The organism is Hydrogenovibrio sp. (genome assembly GCF_965140365.1).
GTDB lineage: Bacteria > Pseudomonadota > Gammaproteobacteria > Thiomicrospirales > Thiomicrospiraceae > Hydrogenovibrio.
Window position 1 is genome coordinate 1,546,205 of record NZ_OZ223196.1, and the last position, 16,725, is coordinate 1,562,929.

Sequence of the window (16,725 nt, forward strand, 5' to 3'; positions counted from 1 at the left end):
ATACTTCCTGTTTAGGGTTTCAGGAAATATAAAGAGCTTGAAAAACAAAGCCTTTCAACCCAGAATTTTCTTTCCAACCATATGCAAAAAATGAGAGTCTATGAATACCATCGACACCCAAAATGTCTACACCAATGCTTTCGGTGACCAATATTTCCAAGAGATCAATCAATCGGCTTTTGATAACATCGGTGCAACATCGACCTTCAACAAGGTATTCAGCCAAGTTCTTGATCAAAAAAACACTCTATTTATTATTGTCGGTTCGGATTCTGGCTTACTGATTCCATACCTCGAAAAATATCATTCTGGCAAGGGTCGGCGCTATATTGTGATTGAGAAACCGGAACTCATGGATTACATCCAAAAGAATATGGATTGGGATGAGGATTTGATTAGTCTGAAGCCGGAAGATATTAACTTCTCTGAATTATCGGACAGCTACACAGACTACGTTGCCCATAATCGATATCAGCTGCTACGCTCCTTAGCCGTCCTGGACCGGAAAAGTGAACCCTACCAGCAGCTTTGGGAAACCACACTTGACAAGTTCAATATTTTTTCTATTTCTGAAGTCGGGTTCGCCATCAATAACATTTTTGTTGACAGCCAACTGAACAATTTAGCCACAAACCATCATCCCCTCTCTCTCATCGAAAATACACTGGAGGGTAAAACCGCCGTCATTATGGGCGGAGGCCCCTCTCTTGACGAATCGATTAACTGGGTCAAACAGCATCAACATCAACTGATTATATTTGCCGCTGCAAGGATAGCCAATCGTCTGAAAAAAGAAGGCATTCACCCTGATTTCTTCGTTACCGTTGATCCGCATGATGTCAGTTACGATAACAGCAAGCCGATACTGCAGTTTGCCGACTCCGCCATTTTGGTTCATTCCAATAACGCCAATAATAAATTATTGGCTGAATGGGGGGGCGCTCATGCCTATCTGGGGCTGATGTACCCATGGCTTGACGATGCTCATCCTCAGCCAGACAATTTAAACATTGTCGGCCCGACCGTGACGAACACAATGACCTCCGTGGCAGCCTACCTCGGTGCCGAACAAATATTATTTTCCGGCGTCGACTTTTGCCATGCCGCAAGCGGCCAAAGCCATGAATCCGAAAGTGTCGAATCCAAAACGGGTAAATACCTGAATACCGCAACCAACCGAGTTAAGACTTACAGTGGGCGTATTGCCGAAACCACACCGAGTTTTGCCAATGCCCGTGAAGGCATGGAAGAACTTGTCATCTATTCGTTAAAACATTTCAAAAGCCGTTATTTCACTCTGAGCCAAGAAACGGCGTTTATGGAAAATGTTGAATACAGACACCCTGACGAAATCCACCTGTCCGACTTAAACAAAAATTCCGCCCTAGCGTCCATTAAAGATGTCTTAACGTTTGACTTAGAGTCCTACAAAACGCACTTAAAAGACGCCAAACGTTATTGCCAGGAAATACACAGCTTATGTCAAACTGTAATCAAAGAATCTAAACAAGGTAAAAAATACGCCAAGCGCCTTTTTAAAAACTTAGATGAAACCGACCGTTTGACTCAAGACATCATTCAGCTGATACGAAGTGTCAATCATCAACTCGGATCACATGCTGAATTCATTTTCAATTACTACACTAAAGCCTATAAAGACTTCATGGACCCCAGTATCAACCAGGAAGAAATGACACGTGACGAGATCAAAGAATCTTTTCTACGTTATTTTTCAGGCCTGGTGGATTCAGCCACCCCGTTGAAAAAAGCGATTGAAACCGCCATTGACCGCTTAAACCACCGCTTAAAGGAAACGGAAGGCACCAAACACTTCGATAAATTAATCCCCAAATGGCGAGAGTTACACGAGGAAGGCCGACCGCTCGTCTGGTTAAAAATGAACAACCTGTCCTTAGAGGATCTCGACGCTTCTCAGCGCAAAGCAGTTGATGAACTTTTAGACGCTTATGAAACCGAGCTGAAATCCACAGAAACAAAGCAGCATCGTCAGCTAAAACTGGAAGGCGAAAAGTTATCCAACCTGGCCGAAAGAGCCCGCCGTTACTTTGCAGAAAACCGTCCGTACGATTTGCAAGAACTGATCAATTACATTTCGGAACGGGATAATCCTAAATCAAAAGATCTCTGTCATTTAGGAACCGGTTTTTTGTATGAATTGAAAGGTATGCTGGACGATGCCATCGACCAATTCGTTCAAATTAAAGACCAACAACTTCTCATGACAGGATTGAAACGCGTCGTGAAAATATCGTTAGAGAAAAAAGATTATCACACAGCGTTAAATGCGCTCGAAGTGTTAACCCATTACTCCGACGAGTTTTTTGTAGCCTACGCCGATATTTTAGCGGCCACAGGCGACGGGCCTGGCGCGGCCGAAATCTACATACACTATTTAAACCGCAACGAAAAGGATGTCGCGGCGCGGATAAAACTGGCCAAACTTTTGATTTATCTCGGGCTTCAAGACGATGCCATTCAAACCATTCAAACCATTCAAGAAATGGAACCGGACAACATCGTTGCGAATGAGTTAATGAATTTAGCCACCCGCCCGAAAAATTAACCTTTCTTTATTCACCAAAGTCACAAACATTTAAAGCCGGATAAAATCTGGCTTTTTTGCGACTTATTTAAAATATACTTCATAATCCGCTTGCGCTTGTTCGTAATCGGGGATATGGCCGATATCCATCCAATATTCCGTCAATGGAAAACCACCTGTTTTTCGATTATCGTCAATCAAAACATCCACCAAGGTTGGCATATCATAAAAACTGTCTTGCGGAATCTTCGCCAATACCTCTGGCGAGAGGCAATAAATACCGGCATTCACAAAGTATCGATAAATCGGTTTTTCCACCATTTGATTGATATAAGGGCCTTCCATTTCAATCACGCCATAGGGTACTTGATGCGAATATTCACGAACACAGGTTGTAACACAGTTGCCATGCTCTTCGTGAAACTCCAGCAAAGAACGAAAATCAATTTTAGTTAACAAATCGCCATTCATAACGATAAAAGGCAGGCCTGGTAATTTTGGCAACAACCCCAAAGCGCCGGCCGTTCCCATCGGCTTGCTTTCTTCAATATAGGTAATATGAATGCCCCACTTCTCGCCATCCCCAAAATATTGACGAATTTTCTCACCCAGATAATTAATGCAAAAATAAAACTCCGTAAAGCCTTGTTCTGCAATGTGTTTCACAATGGTTTCCAAAATGGGTTGATTGCCAACCGGCAACATGGGTTTTGGAATGGTTTCGGTTAAAGGACGCAACCGCATCCCTAGCCCACCCAACATTAAGACCACCGGATTATCACGGCGTGGCGTGGCTTGCGTTTTACGGTAATATAGACCAACCACTTGATGGTGGTCGTTCAGAATTGGCATATGGCGCAACGAACGCCGTTTCATATGCTGATGCCAAACCATTTCCGTTTCCGATTGATACCCCACTGTCGGGTGCGGGTTAGCGACCAAGTCGATTGGGCTATCCAAGGTTTCCCCTCTCAGCAAGCCACGACGGATGTCACCATCGGTAACCGTGCCAAGCAACTTTCGATCTTGGGAAATGACCAGGACAATTTGCATTGCCTGTTGATCCAATACCGTCAAGGCATCGCGAATCGTCGCCTTTTCGTCTATCGAAATGGCTTGCCAATCAAATAAATCCATCGCATCTCCCAACTTCATTTTCCTTTTACTTCATATGGACCTGTCGCATCTTCAACAGCGCTTCCACTTGATACACATTCGCCAAATCATTCACATGCATACCGGAAGCCGCGTCCATCATAAACAGACTGGATGCCCCTTTCACAACCCATTGACGATGTTCTCTTAAAAATTGGGGCGTGACAATGCAAATAGCGTCATTAATCAAATAATGCCCATCCGTTAAAGCCGCTTCTTCCACAGGCAACTGCGACTGACAACTGTACTCCCAGCCCCCATCCTGCACGCTCAGGTATTTATGGAGGGATTCACTCACCGGATGCACACTGACCAAAGAATCCGAATCATTTTCCAAAAACTGCAAAATAGCCGCCTCAATTTCTTCGATGGTACGTAAAGGCGTCGTCGGCGATAACACCACAACCACATCCGGCAACTGGTCACACTCCTCCAGACGATCCAAGGCATGAAGAACAACTTCAACCAGCCTATCTTGATCTGTCAAGGAGCGATCCAAGCAATCGTTATCGGTTTCCACACCAAATGTGTCGGCAAACTCAATAACTTGAGCCTCTTCGCTGGATACGATTAACCGATTAAAGTATTGGCTTTTTTGCGCCTCTTCAATCGTATATTGCAAAAGCGGTTTGTCTAAAATCGGATACAGGTCCCGAGCAATGAAACCGATCTCGGCATCATAGGCTGGAATAATGCCTAAAATTGTTTCTTGTTCAATCATACCTTTCCTCGTCTTTTAAACTCCGGGGTATCGTCCATTCCATGCTTCATAGCGTCAAAGTCACTCAATAACTTATGAATGAGTAAATCGGCAGACGCCTGCGGACAGGGCAAAGACCGTTTGGCTCGATTCCATAAATAATGGCGCGTATCGCCCCGTAACCCTTTCTCAAGAACGAATAGTAACTCATCTTCTGTATCGACCGACAACAGTAACTCTTCAGTCACCAACGGCAATTGTTCCAGTTGGCTATAGGACTGCCACCATTCGATCAAAGCCGGCTCAAACCATAAATAGACACTGACATTAAAGGGTTCAGCCGCCACTTCATTCAAATACAGGTTATCAAAGCACGAACTGGAAAACGCACTCAAAACCAAATCACATACCACCAAACTGTCTTTAATATCCCGGCACGGATTCATTTCGACTTGATTGCCGAACGCCTTCCGAAACATGTCCAACGTCCGATCGCGTTGCTGACGGCTTTCTTTCGGGTGTGGTCGATAAAGTAACTTAAAGGGTCGCTGCCATTTCGACAATTGTCGAATCAAGCCTTCCACGGTTTCAAAGTAGCCGAGAACGCCCGGAATCGGTTGCCCAAAAAAACCCACCAAAATGGTATCCGAGTCCAAACCGACCAGGCCTGGACGATTTTTCCGCCTGGACGACACCGGATCATAATAACGATAACCGGCATGTTTAAGCGACCCAATCGGAACACTTTCTATTCGGGGGTGTCGCTTATGCGTCAATCGCGCCGCTTCCTGGTCAATCACAAAAACCGTTTTGGGCAAAGCGCCGGAAAGCCGATTCATCCCGCCCCAAGAATTTTGTAAGGCATAAGAATGAATCTGACATTGCTCCGCATAATGCAAGACCGCTTCATCAAGCCCCGTATCCGGGCCGGAGATCCCGGTCAAAACCGCATCCGGTTGAAAGCGCTTAAATATGGTTTGCAAGCTCCCTTCTTGTAAGAGTGCCTTGCAATCCTTTTCCGCGACCCGCTCCAATTGTTCCCTCGGGATCAACGCTTTTAAGAGCCCATAGGCCGGCTCCTGACAAAGCACCTTTAACTGGAATCGATTGCTTCGAAACAATTCCGGAATCAATCTTTCAAAGGAAACGGCCGTTGCGGGGTCTCTCGCTGTTATCAATAATTTCATCATCAAATTAATTGGTCGGCCACAATCCTTATGGTTTATCGATTCCCAGTTCAATTCACTGTTAAGGTTATATAAAAATACGGCTTTTTACCACTCCGAATTCAATCCTTTTTAAGCACGTCATCCTAGGAACGACAGGACGACTCGCTATCCTTCCTTTGGATCAAGGACGGTTTTGTGCCTGCCTCATCAGTGCCACGAATTTATCCCACTCTCTCTGTGGCACAGGCCCCTGTTTAAAAATTGCATTTTCCAGTAAGACCGCCATGGAACGAACCGACAATGCCATCATGGCAGGCTTTAAATCGCCGTCAAATCCATAAGCTTCACACATACGTGTTTCGAGGAGCTCGACCGTGTTCAACGGTTGTTTCCACAACAACCGTTGAACCGCCATGGCCAAATCAAATACCGGAGGAAAAAAACTGTAACGCGCATTTTCATAATCGATGACACAAGGCTCGCCTTCAAACGACAAAACATTGCCCGGGTTCAAATCACCATGCACCATTTGCGCGTCACTTAAATCAAAATCCAACAGTGCATAATGCTCAATGAATAACGCTAACTCGGCTTTAGGGATGGTCAACTCGCCCACCACCAGTTTTGAACCCGAAAAAGCGTCAACCCACTCCAGAACGTGATCGAACCCGGTTTTTCGCTCCAACCAGTTTTCACGACATTGTGCCTGAAAAGGGTGCCGTTTCAGTACCTGATGTAAGCGTGCTAAATATTGGCCAAGCCTAGCGGCGTGTTCCGGTTGCGCGGGCCAGGGAGAAAAATCGAGAAAATCACTGCCGACCACACAGACCCTAACCCCCTGAAAGTCACCTCTGGCCATGTTCAAAAACCGCGCCCGCACCCCGGCTTGGTTTAGATCTCTTTCCAATTGAGCTGAAAAACTTTCCAAGTCGTAAAAGGCCTCCGGTAGCAGCTTCCAAAAACGGCGACATGGGTCAGACCCTTTTTCGTCAAATCGATAAAAACCGTATGGAAATTCATAAGCGGTCTCCTGCATCCGAAACAGCTGGCCCTCAGTTTCATCCAGAAACTGACACAAAGCCGCATTGTCAGAGGCCGATAAGGCCTCATAACACACTCGCTCTGGCGCATGCGCAAGAAAGGCTGGAGGTTTATGCATTTCGTGGCTCAAGGTCACTCCATCGAATCACGCTGCCACCTGCAATGGGGTGCTTCAAAACGGCTTTATCCACTTCTGGCCAGGCCTGGGTACCAATGCCCAAGGCTGGGAAAGCAAAATCCACCATGTCCAGACTTAAAACGGCACCCGCGGGCAAATCCGTTTTAGCAACCAGCCCCATTCGTGCACGGTGTGGTTGGGTTTCCAACGGCGCTCGTCCATCCCCCAAAGCGGCATGAATTTGTTGAATTTGCTTGAGCGTTTCACCTACTTGCGAAACCGGCATGGCATGATAAACGCCTTGATCCATTTCCGCACCATCCGGATAAACACCCTTCTCCAACACCGCCACATCCATCACCGTAGCGGCCAATAGCATTTCCGTCCCGGCATGATGGTCCGACAACCCCACCTGACAACCGAATGTTTGACGTAAAGTTTCCATAAAACGCAAATTGTGTTCAGAAACCGGTGCAGGCGGCGCTTTAGGACTCTGCTGAATAATCAAGTGGCGAACTCCGGCTTTCTCGGCCCAATTCACCGCTCGCGCAATTTCGCCTAAGTTGGCCCGTCCCGTATCCATAATCATCGGCAATCCAAGCTGGGCAACATATTCAATCAACGGTTGGTGCGTAATATTAGACGATGCAATTTTTAACGCCACGCAGCCTTGGTCAGCGGCGAACGTTGCGCCTTCGAAATCGTAAATGGAAACCACCACTTGCATGCCAAGGTTTCGACAAAGCGTAAACAAGCGTTCATAACCCTCTAGACTGACCACTTTACGTTCAATCAAACGACGGTAATTTTCTTTTTGAAGCTGACCTTCGCGTACTAAATATTCGTCTTCATAATCCACGTCCAAGGCAATATCGGCTCGTTGCAAGACTTCGCCCTTCACCGTTTTCACACCGGCTTCCGCCAACTGCCGTATCATTTGTTCGGCCTGTTCCATATCTTGATTGAAAAAGGTTCCGATATCCGGCAGCAACAGCGGGCATTTCCCCGCTCCGACCATAACACCACCAAGTTGAAAGGTCTTATTTTTGTCCATTAATGTAGTCCTTCCAGTAAGCCTCTGCCAAGGTCAAGTCTTCAACCACATCAATATCAACAGACCGATATTCCGGCATCGCGTAGATTTTAAAATTTTGCGTGTAAAATGATTCATTTTCTCGGTAAGTCGATGTCCAGCCCAAATAGATGGCACCGTTTGGGTAAAACATTTCCTGATAATCCTGACGACGACTGATGCCTTTAAACAAAGCTGAATTTTTAACCAAAGGTGCCGCCTTTTGGTGCCCATCCAAGGTGAAAACAAACTCCGGAATGCAGGGCGACGCTTTCATCGAAACAACCGCATCCGTTTCCGAATCCAGCAGCTCAAACGCATTGACTATATCCGCACCGCTTCGCAAAGGGCAGGTCGGTAATAAAATGGCACAGCAATCATACGCTTCTCCCTTAGCGTCACATTGATCCAACAAATCGTTTAACACCATCGCGCTTGTCGCATTATCGGCCGAAAGCGCGTCTGATCGTTTGATCGCTTCAACTTTCGGGTTGTTATAACGGTTCGCAATCTCAAGCGTTTCATCATCATCGCTGCTGACCACGATTTTTTCAAAACAGTTTGAAGCCATCGCCGCTTCAAGCGTCCAACAAAGAAGTGGTTTATCGATAAAACGGGCAATGTTTTTGCCCGGAAATCTTTTCGATCCCCCGCGTGCGGGAATCAAAGCAATCGCTTTTTGAGTACTGTTGGACATAGTTACCTTTTTCTCAAACACAGGATGTTTTCTAAACGAGCGAATTGATCATTCAAGCTCGGGTTATTGCACATTTTTTAACGTCATGAACGCTTCGGCATATCGACAACCAGCGACCTGACCTCTGAGCCGTGCTAAAGCTTCTAGAGCCTCGCCATTCCGAGGGAACGGCGATGGAGCGACCTCACTTTCATACAAAGACATCAACTTCGTTTTCTCGTCCAGAAAATCCGTGATATCAAAGTAAAAATCCGGTTGAAAGGGCTTCGCATCCGGGTTGATACTAAAGTCGGTTTCCGAGAGCGTCTCATAGACTTTAATGTTTTTAATATAAGGAAACCGAAACGACTTGGAGAGCGGCGAGCACGCATCAAAAACGATTTTATGATCGCTGTGAACATCGCCCCGGTTCGGAATTAACAACGTATCCGGTTCAACCGTTTCAACCACTTGGACAAAGGCTCCCACCAAATCCGATAACGGGAGTGTATCCAGGCGTGCAGGCGGGAACTCAAGATTAAAAACTTGAGTCACCCCAACGCCTTTGGCCACCGATTGAATTTCCTGATTTCGCTTTTGAATCTGGTCAGCGGAATACCCTAAAGCTTCATTCATATGGGTCACGATTAACCAATAAATGTCAGCCCCGCTGTTTTGCAACCGTAATAAAGAACCGCCACACCCTAAAATTTCATCATCCGGGTGTGGGGCCACCACTAAAACGCGTTTCGAATCTTTCATTTATTTATCCGGTTTCGTTTATGGGCATCTCGAATAAGCCACCTTTTTGTCCCGCAAAATCTCACCGGTGGGTATTCGAGGTGTCCTTATTTAATACTTATTTAATACGTTATATCTTTAATCATCCATTGATCATCAAAGTCGATACCTTCAAGCGCATCAGCGATTCTACTGGCTGAATCACCGCTTCCGTAAGGCTTCTCCCCTTCTTGAACCGATTGCCGATATGGCAAATCATAAACGGCTTTCTGTAATGCAGAAACAATCTTGTCACTTTGGTGGGGAATAAATTGCACATTATTACCGTGAAGCCGTCCTTTTTGGCGGTTACCCACATTGATGACCGGCAAGGATAAAGCGGGCGCTTCCATAATGCCTAAACTGGAGTTTCCAAGCAAACAACTCGCCCCTTTCAGAAGGTTAACAAATTCCAGCCGGGGCAAATTCTGCGCCGTTACAAAATACCCTTCGGGCGCCTCATCTTCAATGCACCGAATAATTTCCCGTCCACCGGAATCTGAATTCGGGTAAATCACCACAGCGGGGTGCCCAAAAGCTTTAACCGCCTGAAGTGTTTGTGTCATTTGAGTATAAGCTTCATCCGCTTCAGAAGAAATAACATGTTGCAAGACCACAATATAAGGCTTTTCGCCGGCTAAATCGATGCCCAATTGTTGACCCAAAGCATCACGAGAAAGCGTCGGCGTACTCATTAAGCGATCAATCCCCGGAGTACCGACATTGAACACTCGAAACGGTTGCTCCCCCATCTTAATCAGTCTTTGCGCGCTTTCTTCATTGGTGGTGAAATGGATGGTTGCCAACTTGGAAACCGCGTGACGCACCTGATCGTCTACATTCCCTACAACCCGGTCTCCTCCGGCAATATGCGCTACCGGAATATCCAAATAAGCGCCAACCAGAGCCGTCACAATCGATTCTTCACGGTCGCCGACAATGAGTAATAAATCAGGCTGCTCCCGCGTCACCGTTTGCGTCAGCCCCAAAACTTCCATTCCCAGACCTTTTATCCGTGCACTTTTACGATCGCTATCCAATAAACTCTCGATTTCATCCGCAATCTGAAAACCGTCTTTACGAATTTCCTGAACCGTTTCACCAAACGTTTTAGATAAATGCGCACCCATCACGGTAACGGAAACTTGAAACCCTGCTCGACGAGCGATTTCCGCTAAAACCGGCTGCAAAATATCATATTCCGAACGAATGCCAGTAATGCCCATGACCTTCATTAAACAAAGACCTCTTTGTAGTATCGATACATTTTCATCCCCCATCGAACGGGGACGCTTTCAATCCGCTTTCCATTTTTCAGATGGTTAACGATTTGCTCAATCCAATTATTCGTCGCCGCAAAACTCAAGGCCATACCACTCGATATTCTGGGGTTCACTTCGATAAAAGACAGACCATCTTCATTCACAAAGCATTGAAAATTCACCGGACCGATAAAATGAATCGCTTGACAGGCTTTTTTGACGGTTCGAATGATTTCAACATGGTTTTCGGTTAGGCCGCTGGTCGATTTACCGGCCACTACACCACCACGCCGACGCGGAATAATATACACGGGTTCTCCCGATTGGTCACACAGGACGTCCACCGTGTACTCAATGCCAGAGGCCACTTCTTGGCTGATAAGCCCGCTCATATCTTCTGGCTGAGTCCCCACCTCAATACCTTGGCCTCCTCGACCAAACCGTGGCTTAACCAAGGCATAATCGGCTTCCAGGCTTGTCTTAGGGGTCGGAATTCCCACCGCCGTAAAAAAACGATAGGCTTGCCATTTATCCAAAAAACAGTTCAACGTGTCCACTGGCGAAGCCACCAAAGTAATCTTCTCTTCATTCAGCCAGGCCTGGCCTGACCAATCACTCAGGGTTTCATCCAAAGAGGGCAGAATGGTATCCACGCCATGTTGAATCACTTTTTTTTGCGTCACCGACCATAAGTCCTCTGCCGAAACCCTCGGAAGTTGAATAAAGTCATCCGCTAAATAACGCCCGGCATTTTCCTCCGAAATATCGGAAGCAATGGCTTTAAACCCCGCCTGTTGAATGTTTTCGATCAGGAAAGCGGCCGCCAGACTTCCGGAAGCCTCGGTCATAACCTTGTATGTCATTGCTTCTCTAAAACCAAATGCCATCTGGAAATGTAAACACCTGAATGGACTTCTTCCTTTCGAATCAAAAAAGCTTCTTTGATATCAAACAGTCCTTGGCACAATTCCTGAATACGGCCGTAGTTGTAGTAAGATTGCACCGTGCCGTTTTCATGCTCGGTTTCAACCACTTCGTCTCCGCTATATTCTTTGGCGTGTTTAAAGTCATCACCGGAAATCAAGTCGCAATAAAAAAGACCGCCGGGCTTCAAGGTTCGCCCCACTTCGGCTAACCCCTGCCTGGCAATATCAAAATACATGCTGTCTAACACACCGTGGCTCATCGCAAAATCGAAAAAAGCGTCTTCCCACGGCAGCTCTGTGATACTGCCATTATGAGCCTGATCATCGGGAATCCCCAAACCTTCCGCTTCAAACCAGCTTCTAGCCAAACGAATCGCTTCCGAAGAGAGATCCACGCCATAAGCATCCAATCCCATTTGGCTCGCAAAAACCATATGGCGTCCCATACCGCAACCTACGTCCAACACTTTAGGTGCTGTAGAAAAGTCGACGCGATTTTCAAATTCATTGACGCCGGTGCGTTTACGAATGTATTTTGCAAAAAAGCGAATAATTTCTTCATGCGGAAAAAAGACATGACCGCCTTTTCTCAAGTAACTTTCATCCCATTTTTCTTTTTTCAATTTGTCCGACATAATTCATTCCATTTATTATTCAATCATTGCATAAGCGATATTTGGATCAAACGGGAAGCGCTGAATTCGTAACTGATTCAATGTCAGCGTTTCAAGTAACGCCATCGTTTCACCCGGCCAGTTCGGGTTATTGATTTCGTCAAACACAATCACAGCTCCTTTCGGCATTCTCGGAACCATCTGCTCTAACATCACCTTCGTCGGCTCATACAAGTCAAAATCACACACCAATAAACTACACAAAAAATGTGGATTTTCTTCTAAAAAAGCCGGTACCGTCTCGGCCACATCCCCTTTCACCAGTTTAATTTTCTCAAATTGATTTAAAAAACGATTTTCATCATAAACCTCGGTTAAGTCTTGAAGCTCTTGGAAAACATCATAGCCCGTATCAAACCCGCCCGTCACCCGTTGTTCATTTTCATGAGCCGTTTCCTGATCTTTGGCGTGTGTAGACGGGAAACCACCAAACGAATCAAAGCCGACCACCCAACGATCCAATGCATAAGGCTCCAGTGCAGACGAAAGTTTTGCCCAACCGAATAAACCGGCTCCGTGATGAACGCCTCCTTCCACAATCGAACCCTTGACAGGCATCTGTAATTTAAAAAGCTCATATCGAGCAATGAAACGCGATATATTTTGTCTTCGGGCATATTTTTCAAACTGATCCAGTTTGGCTTGAAGGCCACTGGTATTTTGATTCCAAATTTTTTCAATCATGTTTGTTTCCTAGAATTATAGACGCTTCGATTTCAGCATCTTTCATATAAGCTTTATCGGCCACGATGCCAATCACCTGATCCCAAAAACGGGCTTCAATCCCCCGATCACTCCTTTTCAAGGTTAAATTACGTTCAGACAAGGTCTCACCCGGCTGAATAGCCGTCGCGGCCACAATTCGTTTACGAGCAACAGACATATTGCACTTTTCTGACTCAGACGCGACTTTTTGACCGGATCCCATGGCCATTTCAACATGACGAATCGACGAAACCATACTTGCCAATTCTGGCGGCTCCAAACTGGCTTTATGGTCCGGCCCGGGTAAAGAACGATCCAATGTAAAATGTTTTTCAATAATCGAAGCCCCCAATGCCACCGCCGCAATCGGCACTTCGATGCCGAGGGAATGATCGGACAAACCGATGGGCACATTCAGCGCCTCTTTCAGAGTTTTCATCGCGCGTAAATTAACATCTTCATAAGGCGTCGGGTAAGCCGTATTGGCATGCAATACGGTTAAATTAGAGACATGCAGTCCGGCATTAAGCAAAGTGGCCACCGCCAGTTGCACTTCTTCCAAGTTTCCCATTCCGGTCGATAAAATGGTTGGCTGATTCAAATTCGCGATTTTCCGCAAATAAGGCACCGACAACAATTCCCCCGATGGGATTTTCCACCGCGTTACACCCAAAGCGCTTAAAAGATCAATACTGTCGGAATCAAACGCCGTGGACATAAATTCAATCCCGGTTTGATGGCAATGCTCGATCAGGGTTTGGTGATCGGAGTCCGATAACTCTAGCGATTTCAATAAATCGTACTGACTTTGTTCCTGACCGGTATTTTCCGTTTGATAATCGGCCTGTTTGGCGGATTTAGACACTAGGGCTTCGGTTTTGAACGTTTGAAACTTCACCGCATCCGCACCCGCCGCAACCGCGGCATCGACCAAGGCTAACGCCGATTCTAAATGGCCGTTATGGTTCACCCCGGCTTCGGCGATAATGAAAGTACGGAAAGTACTGTTTGAGTTTGCCATTTAATCTCCTGCCCCCGTTTCAACGTACCGGACGGCTGGCTGCCCGAGATAAACACCCGGTTCGGTAATATCCTTAACCACCACAGCGCCTGCGCCAATAACGGTTTTTTCAGTAATCTGCGTTGATTGCACCACCACCGAACCGCTGCCGACCAAACAATCATCGCCAACACTCACTCCGCCATTCAATAAGGCGCCCGTCGCAATATGACAATGATCTCCGATACGAGCATCGTGCTCGACCAACGCTTTTGAATTGATAATACTGTTCACGCCAATTTCCGCTCCGGGATTCACCAAGGCATGATGCATCACCACCGTACCCCCGCCGATTTTAGCCGATGCGGATACCTTCGCGAATGGCGAAATCACACTGGGGAAATGCCCGCCCAAATCAAGCACCTGTTGGTACAAACGACGCCGTACCGCTGAGGACTTAAGCTGGCCGACGGTCACCAGACAAGTCGGCACTTTTTGAATCCAGTAAGGCAGATCGTCATCAAGCCCGATGACCGGATATCCCAACACACAGTCGGTTTGCGATTCGGGGGACTCAATAATGCCGACAATATCATAAGCATCCGTGGCTTCAATCACCTCGATCACCGACGCGCAATGACCGCCGCCCCCCAATAACAACAAAGGCGTCCGATTCATAACCCCGTGCCCTCTTTTGACGAACCTTGGCAAGGAATCCCGCTCGGCAAATTTACAACCCGATTCGCCAGCCACTCGGTATTCGCCAGCTCGGTTTGCAGGCAGGCCTGGTAGATTTCCAACTTATGCATCGGTGTCCAGAGTGGCCGGGTTTGGATCTTCTGCTCATTGGTAAACGCCAGAAATGCCTCGCGATGAGCGGCATCGTCACACAAAACGGCATTCAACCAATAATTGGATTCCGCCGCATGGCCATTATTGGCATCATCAAAAAACGCCAGGCCTGGCGTTTTTTCAATAATCGTTCGATAACGTTCGGCCAAAGCGCGTTTTTGCTGGCGAAACGCCGGTAGCTTTTGCATTTGCGCTACGCCCAGCGCCGCGTTCAAATTCGGCATCCGCAGATTAAACGCCACTTCGTCATGCTCAAAATGCCAAGCGTGCGGCACCTTGGCGGTGGTGCTGAGGTGTTTAGCATGCTCTGCCAATTCGGCATTGTCGGTCACCAACATGCCACCGCCGCCAGTGGTGAGAATTTTATTGCCATTAAAACTGAACACACCGACATCGCCAAACGTACCGGTATGGCGCCCTCGATACTCGGAACCGAGGCTTTCAGCGGCATCTTCCACCAGCTTAATGTGATGTTCTCGGCAAATATCCACCAGACGGTCGATTTCGCACGGAAACCCTAAGGTGTGCATCGGCACACAGGCCGCAATGCGTCGGCCGGTTTCAGTATGCACGCATTGCCCGTTTTCAAAATGCGTTTGTTCGGCGAGAAAACTCGCCAAACTGTGCGGACACAAACCCATGGTTTTACGAGACACATCCAAAAGCACAGGCTCCGCGCCACACAACTTGATGGCATTCGGCGTGGCCACAAAAGTCAAAGACTGCGTCAACACCAAATCCCCCGGTTGCACACCGACCACTTTCAGCGCCAGAAACAAGCCCATGGTGCCATTCACCACCGCAACCGCATGCTTGGCGCCGGTAAAGTCGGCCATGGCTTCTTCAAAGCGGTTCACATACTGACCTACTGACGACACAAAGGTGCTGTCGATGCAGTCCGATACCATGTGTTTTTCGGTGTCGTCAAAACAAGGCGCGTGCAATGGAATCAAGCCGTCTTCAGCGCTCGGCACCGCATAGGTATCCCGGATAAAATCAATCAGTGTTTGCGTGTCGGCCAAGCGGTCAGACATTGTAAATGCCCGCTTTGTATTGTTTGAGATTGTCCAGGTTGCGGAACCAACGAACGGTTTCTTCCAGGCCTGTTCGCAGGTCGTATTGCGGCTCGAAACCGGTCAACGATTGAATCAAGGTGTTGTCACACCATAGGCGAAAGACTTCCGAATCCTTAGGACGCAAGCGCGCTTCGTCGGTCACGAACACCACATCGGATTCCATGATGTCTTTAATCATCTCCAACGTATCCTGCACGGAAATTTCAAAGTTGGAACCAATATTAATGGTTTCACCAACCGCATTTTCAGACTGAGCAATCGCCATCATGCCTCGGCAAGTATCGGTCACGAAATTAAAATCGCGTGTCGGGCTGGTATCCCCGAGTTTGATTTCTTTCATGCCATTGGCGATTTGGGTGATGATGGTCGGAATCACGGCTCTGGCGGACTGTCTCGGCCCGTAAGTATTGAACGGTCTTGCAATGGAAACCGGCAATTCAAAGGCGTTGAAATACGACATCGCCATGGCGTCGGCGCCGATTTTACTGGCACTGTAAGGCGATTGCGGTTGCGCCGGGTGTTTTTCGTCAATCGGTACATACTGCGCGGTGCCATAGATTTCCGACGTGGAGGTATGCATCAATCGTTGAACGCCGTTATCCAGGCAGGCCTGGGCAATATTCAAAGTCCCGTTGATATTGGTTTCCACATACGAATTCGGCGCGACATAGGAATACGGAATCGCGATCAAAGCGGCCAGATGGAAGACCGTGTGACAATCCTGAGTGATTTTTCGGCACAGAAACGGATCCCGAACGTCCCCGGCCACCACTTCGATGTCGTCCAGATAAGGGGATTGATCCAGCCAGCCCCAGGAATTGAAGGAATTGTATAACGCCAGGGCGCGGACTTTGGCGCCGGCTTTCACGAGTTGCTCCGTTAAGTGCGAACCGATAAAACCGTCCGCGCCCGTGACCAAAACCTGTTTTCCGTGCCAATATGCTTCCGTCATTCCC

16 protein-coding genes are annotated in these 16,725 nt (G+C 47.3%); 1 reads left to right on the plus strand and 15 read right to left on the minus strand.

What is annotated here, in order from left to right:
* The first annotated feature begins 100 nt into the window (after positions 1-100).
* A complete protein-coding gene (locus tag AC0KH7_RS07505; RefSeq protein WP_472372167.1) occupies positions 101-2,584 on the plus strand; it encodes a 6-hydroxymethylpterin diphosphokinase MptE-like protein in 2,484 nt (827 codons plus the stop codon).
* A 63-nt stretch (positions 2,585-2,647) separates the two neighbouring features.
* Here the strand turns inward: AC0KH7_RS07505 and AC0KH7_RS07510 are convergent, their stop codons facing one another.
* The 15 genes from AC0KH7_RS07510 to AC0KH7_RS07580 all read right to left on the minus strand — a co-directional run bounded on the left by AC0KH7_RS07510 (position 2,648) and on the right by AC0KH7_RS07580 (position 16,721).
* Positions 2,648-3,700, minus strand: a complete 1,053-nt coding sequence (locus AC0KH7_RS07510) for a nucleotidyltransferase family protein (RefSeq protein WP_472372169.1) — start codon at positions 3,698-3,700, stop codon at positions 2,648-2,650.
* Between the two features lie 25 nt (positions 3,701-3,725).
* Entirely contained in the window at positions 3,726-4,439 is a 714-nt protein-coding gene (locus AC0KH7_RS07515) for an acylneuraminate cytidylyltransferase family protein (RefSeq protein WP_472372171.1), read from the minus strand.
* Positions 4,436-5,401 carry a hypothetical protein gene (locus tag AC0KH7_RS07520; protein WP_472372173.1) on the minus strand — a complete coding sequence of 322 codons (966 nt, stop codon included), beginning with the start codon at positions 5,399-5,401 and terminating at the stop codon, positions 4,436-4,438. The genes AC0KH7_RS07515 and AC0KH7_RS07520 overlap by 4 nt, the downstream gene beginning before the upstream one ends.
* Before the next feature lie 367 nt (positions 5,402-5,768).
* Positions 5,769-6,746: a phosphotransferase enzyme family protein gene (locus AC0KH7_RS07525; RefSeq protein WP_472372175.1), complete on the minus strand. Its 978-nt coding sequence runs from the start codon at positions 6,744-6,746 to the stop codon at positions 5,769-5,771.
* Positions 6,739-7,800 carry an N-acetylneuraminate synthase family protein gene (locus AC0KH7_RS07530; RefSeq protein ID WP_472372177.1) on the minus strand — a complete coding sequence of 354 codons (1,062 nt, stop codon included), beginning with the start codon at positions 7,798-7,800 and terminating at the stop codon, positions 6,739-6,741. Before AC0KH7_RS07530 ends, AC0KH7_RS07525 begins: the two co-directional genes overlap by 8 nt.
* Positions 7,787-8,515: an acylneuraminate cytidylyltransferase family protein gene (locus tag AC0KH7_RS07535; RefSeq protein ID WP_472372179.1), complete on the minus strand. Its 729-nt coding sequence runs from the start codon at positions 8,513-8,515 to the stop codon at positions 7,787-7,789. The genes AC0KH7_RS07530 and AC0KH7_RS07535 overlap by 14 nt, the downstream gene beginning before the upstream one ends.
* Before the next feature lie 63 nt (positions 8,516-8,578).
* A complete protein-coding gene (locus tag AC0KH7_RS07540; RefSeq protein ID WP_472372181.1) occupies positions 8,579-9,256 on the minus strand; it encodes a PIG-L deacetylase family protein in 678 nt (225 codons plus the stop codon).
* 101 nt (positions 9,257-9,357) lie between these two features.
* Positions 9,358-10,509 (minus strand): UDP-N-acetylglucosamine 2-epimerase, encoded by a 1,152-nt coding sequence (gene neuC, locus AC0KH7_RS07545; protein WP_472372183.1) that lies wholly within the window; start codon positions 10,507-10,509, stop codon positions 9,358-9,360.
* On the minus strand, positions 10,509-11,399 hold the full coding sequence (locus AC0KH7_RS07550) for an ATP-grasp domain-containing protein (RefSeq protein WP_472372185.1): 891 nt from the start codon (positions 11,397-11,399) through the stop codon (positions 10,509-10,511). Before AC0KH7_RS07550 ends, neuC begins: the two co-directional genes overlap by 1 nt.
* Positions 11,396-12,097, minus strand: a complete 702-nt coding sequence (locus AC0KH7_RS07555; RefSeq protein ID WP_472372187.1) for a class I SAM-dependent methyltransferase — start codon at positions 12,095-12,097, stop codon at positions 11,396-11,398. The genes AC0KH7_RS07550 and AC0KH7_RS07555 overlap by 4 nt, the downstream gene beginning before the upstream one ends.
* Before the next feature lie 15 nt (positions 12,098-12,112).
* Positions 12,113-12,820, minus strand: coding sequence for a TylF/MycF/NovP-related O-methyltransferase (locus AC0KH7_RS07560; protein WP_472372189.1), 708 nt, complete (start codon positions 12,818-12,820; stop codon positions 12,113-12,115).
* Positions 12,813-13,862 (minus strand): N-acetylneuraminate synthase, encoded by a 1,050-nt coding sequence (gene neuB, locus AC0KH7_RS07565; RefSeq protein ID WP_472372191.1) that lies wholly within the window; start codon positions 13,860-13,862, stop codon positions 12,813-12,815. The genes AC0KH7_RS07560 and neuB overlap by 8 nt, the downstream gene beginning before the upstream one ends.
* Positions 13,863-14,519 carry an acetyltransferase gene (locus AC0KH7_RS07570; protein WP_472372193.1) on the minus strand — a complete coding sequence of 219 codons (657 nt, stop codon included), beginning with the start codon at positions 14,517-14,519 and terminating at the stop codon, positions 13,863-13,865.
* Entirely contained in the window at positions 14,516-15,727 is a 1,212-nt protein-coding gene (locus AC0KH7_RS07575) for a LegC family aminotransferase (RefSeq protein ID WP_472372195.1), read from the minus strand. The genes AC0KH7_RS07570 and AC0KH7_RS07575 overlap by 4 nt, the downstream gene beginning before the upstream one ends.
* Positions 15,720-16,721, minus strand: a complete 1,002-nt coding sequence (locus AC0KH7_RS07580) for an NAD-dependent 4,6-dehydratase LegB (protein ID WP_472372197.1) — start codon at positions 16,719-16,721, stop codon at positions 15,720-15,722. Before AC0KH7_RS07580 ends, AC0KH7_RS07575 begins: the two co-directional genes overlap by 8 nt.
* Between the last annotated feature and the right edge of the window lie 4 nt (positions 16,722-16,725).

What these genes read in the sequence shown, in the direction of transcription:
- AC0KH7_RS07505 (WP_472372167.1), top strand. Translation starts at nt 101, where the DNA reads ATGAATACCATCGACACCCAAAATGTCTACACCAATGCTTTCGGTGAC.
- AC0KH7_RS07510 (WP_472372169.1), bottom strand. Translation starts at nt 3,700, where the DNA reads ATGGATTTATTTGATTGGCAAGCCATTTCGATAGACGAAAAGGCGACG.
- AC0KH7_RS07515 (WP_472372171.1), bottom strand. Translation starts at nt 4,439, where the DNA reads ATGATTGAACAAGAAACAATTTTAGGCATTATTCCAGCCTATGATGCC.
- AC0KH7_RS07525 (WP_472372175.1), bottom strand. Translation starts at nt 6,746, where the DNA reads ATGCATAAACCTCCAGCCTTTCTTGCGCATGCGCCAGAGCGAGTGTGT.
- AC0KH7_RS07530 (WP_472372177.1), bottom strand. Translation starts at nt 7,800, where the DNA reads ATGGACAAAAATAAGACCTTTCAACTTGGTGGTGTTATGGTCGGAGCG.
- AC0KH7_RS07535 (WP_472372179.1), bottom strand. Translation starts at nt 8,515, where the DNA reads ATGTCCAACAGTACTCAAAAAGCGATTGCTTTGATTCCCGCACGCGGG.
- AC0KH7_RS07540 (WP_472372181.1), bottom strand. Translation starts at nt 9,256, where the DNA reads ATGAAAGATTCGAAACGCGTTTTAGTGGTGGCCCCACACCCGGATGAT.
- neuC (WP_472372183.1), bottom strand. Translation starts at nt 10,509, where the DNA reads ATGAAGGTCATGGGCATTACTGGCATTCGTTCGGAATATGATATTTTG.
- AC0KH7_RS07550 (WP_472372185.1), bottom strand. Translation starts at nt 11,399, where the DNA reads ATGACATACAAGGTTATGACCGAGGCTTCCGGAAGTCTGGCGGCCGCT.
- AC0KH7_RS07555 (WP_472372187.1), bottom strand. Translation starts at nt 12,097, where the DNA reads ATGTCGGACAAATTGAAAAAAGAAAAATGGGATGAAAGTTACTTGAGA.
- AC0KH7_RS07560 (WP_472372189.1), bottom strand. Translation starts at nt 12,820, where the DNA reads ATGATTGAAAAAATTTGGAATCAAAATACCAGTGGCCTTCAAGCCAAA.
- neuB (WP_472372191.1), bottom strand. Translation starts at nt 13,862, where the DNA reads ATGGCAAACTCAAACAGTACTTTCCGTACTTTCATTATCGCCGAAGCC.
- AC0KH7_RS07570 (WP_472372193.1), bottom strand. Translation starts at nt 14,519, where the DNA reads ATGAATCGGACGCCTTTGTTGTTATTGGGGGGCGGCGGTCATTGCGCG.
- AC0KH7_RS07575 (WP_472372195.1), bottom strand. Translation starts at nt 15,727, where the DNA reads ATGTCTGACCGCTTGGCCGACACGCAAACACTGATTGATTTTATCCGG.
- AC0KH7_RS07580 (WP_472372197.1), bottom strand. Translation starts at nt 16,721, where the DNA reads ATGACGGAAGCATATTGGCACGGAAAACAGGTTTTGGTCACGGGCGCG.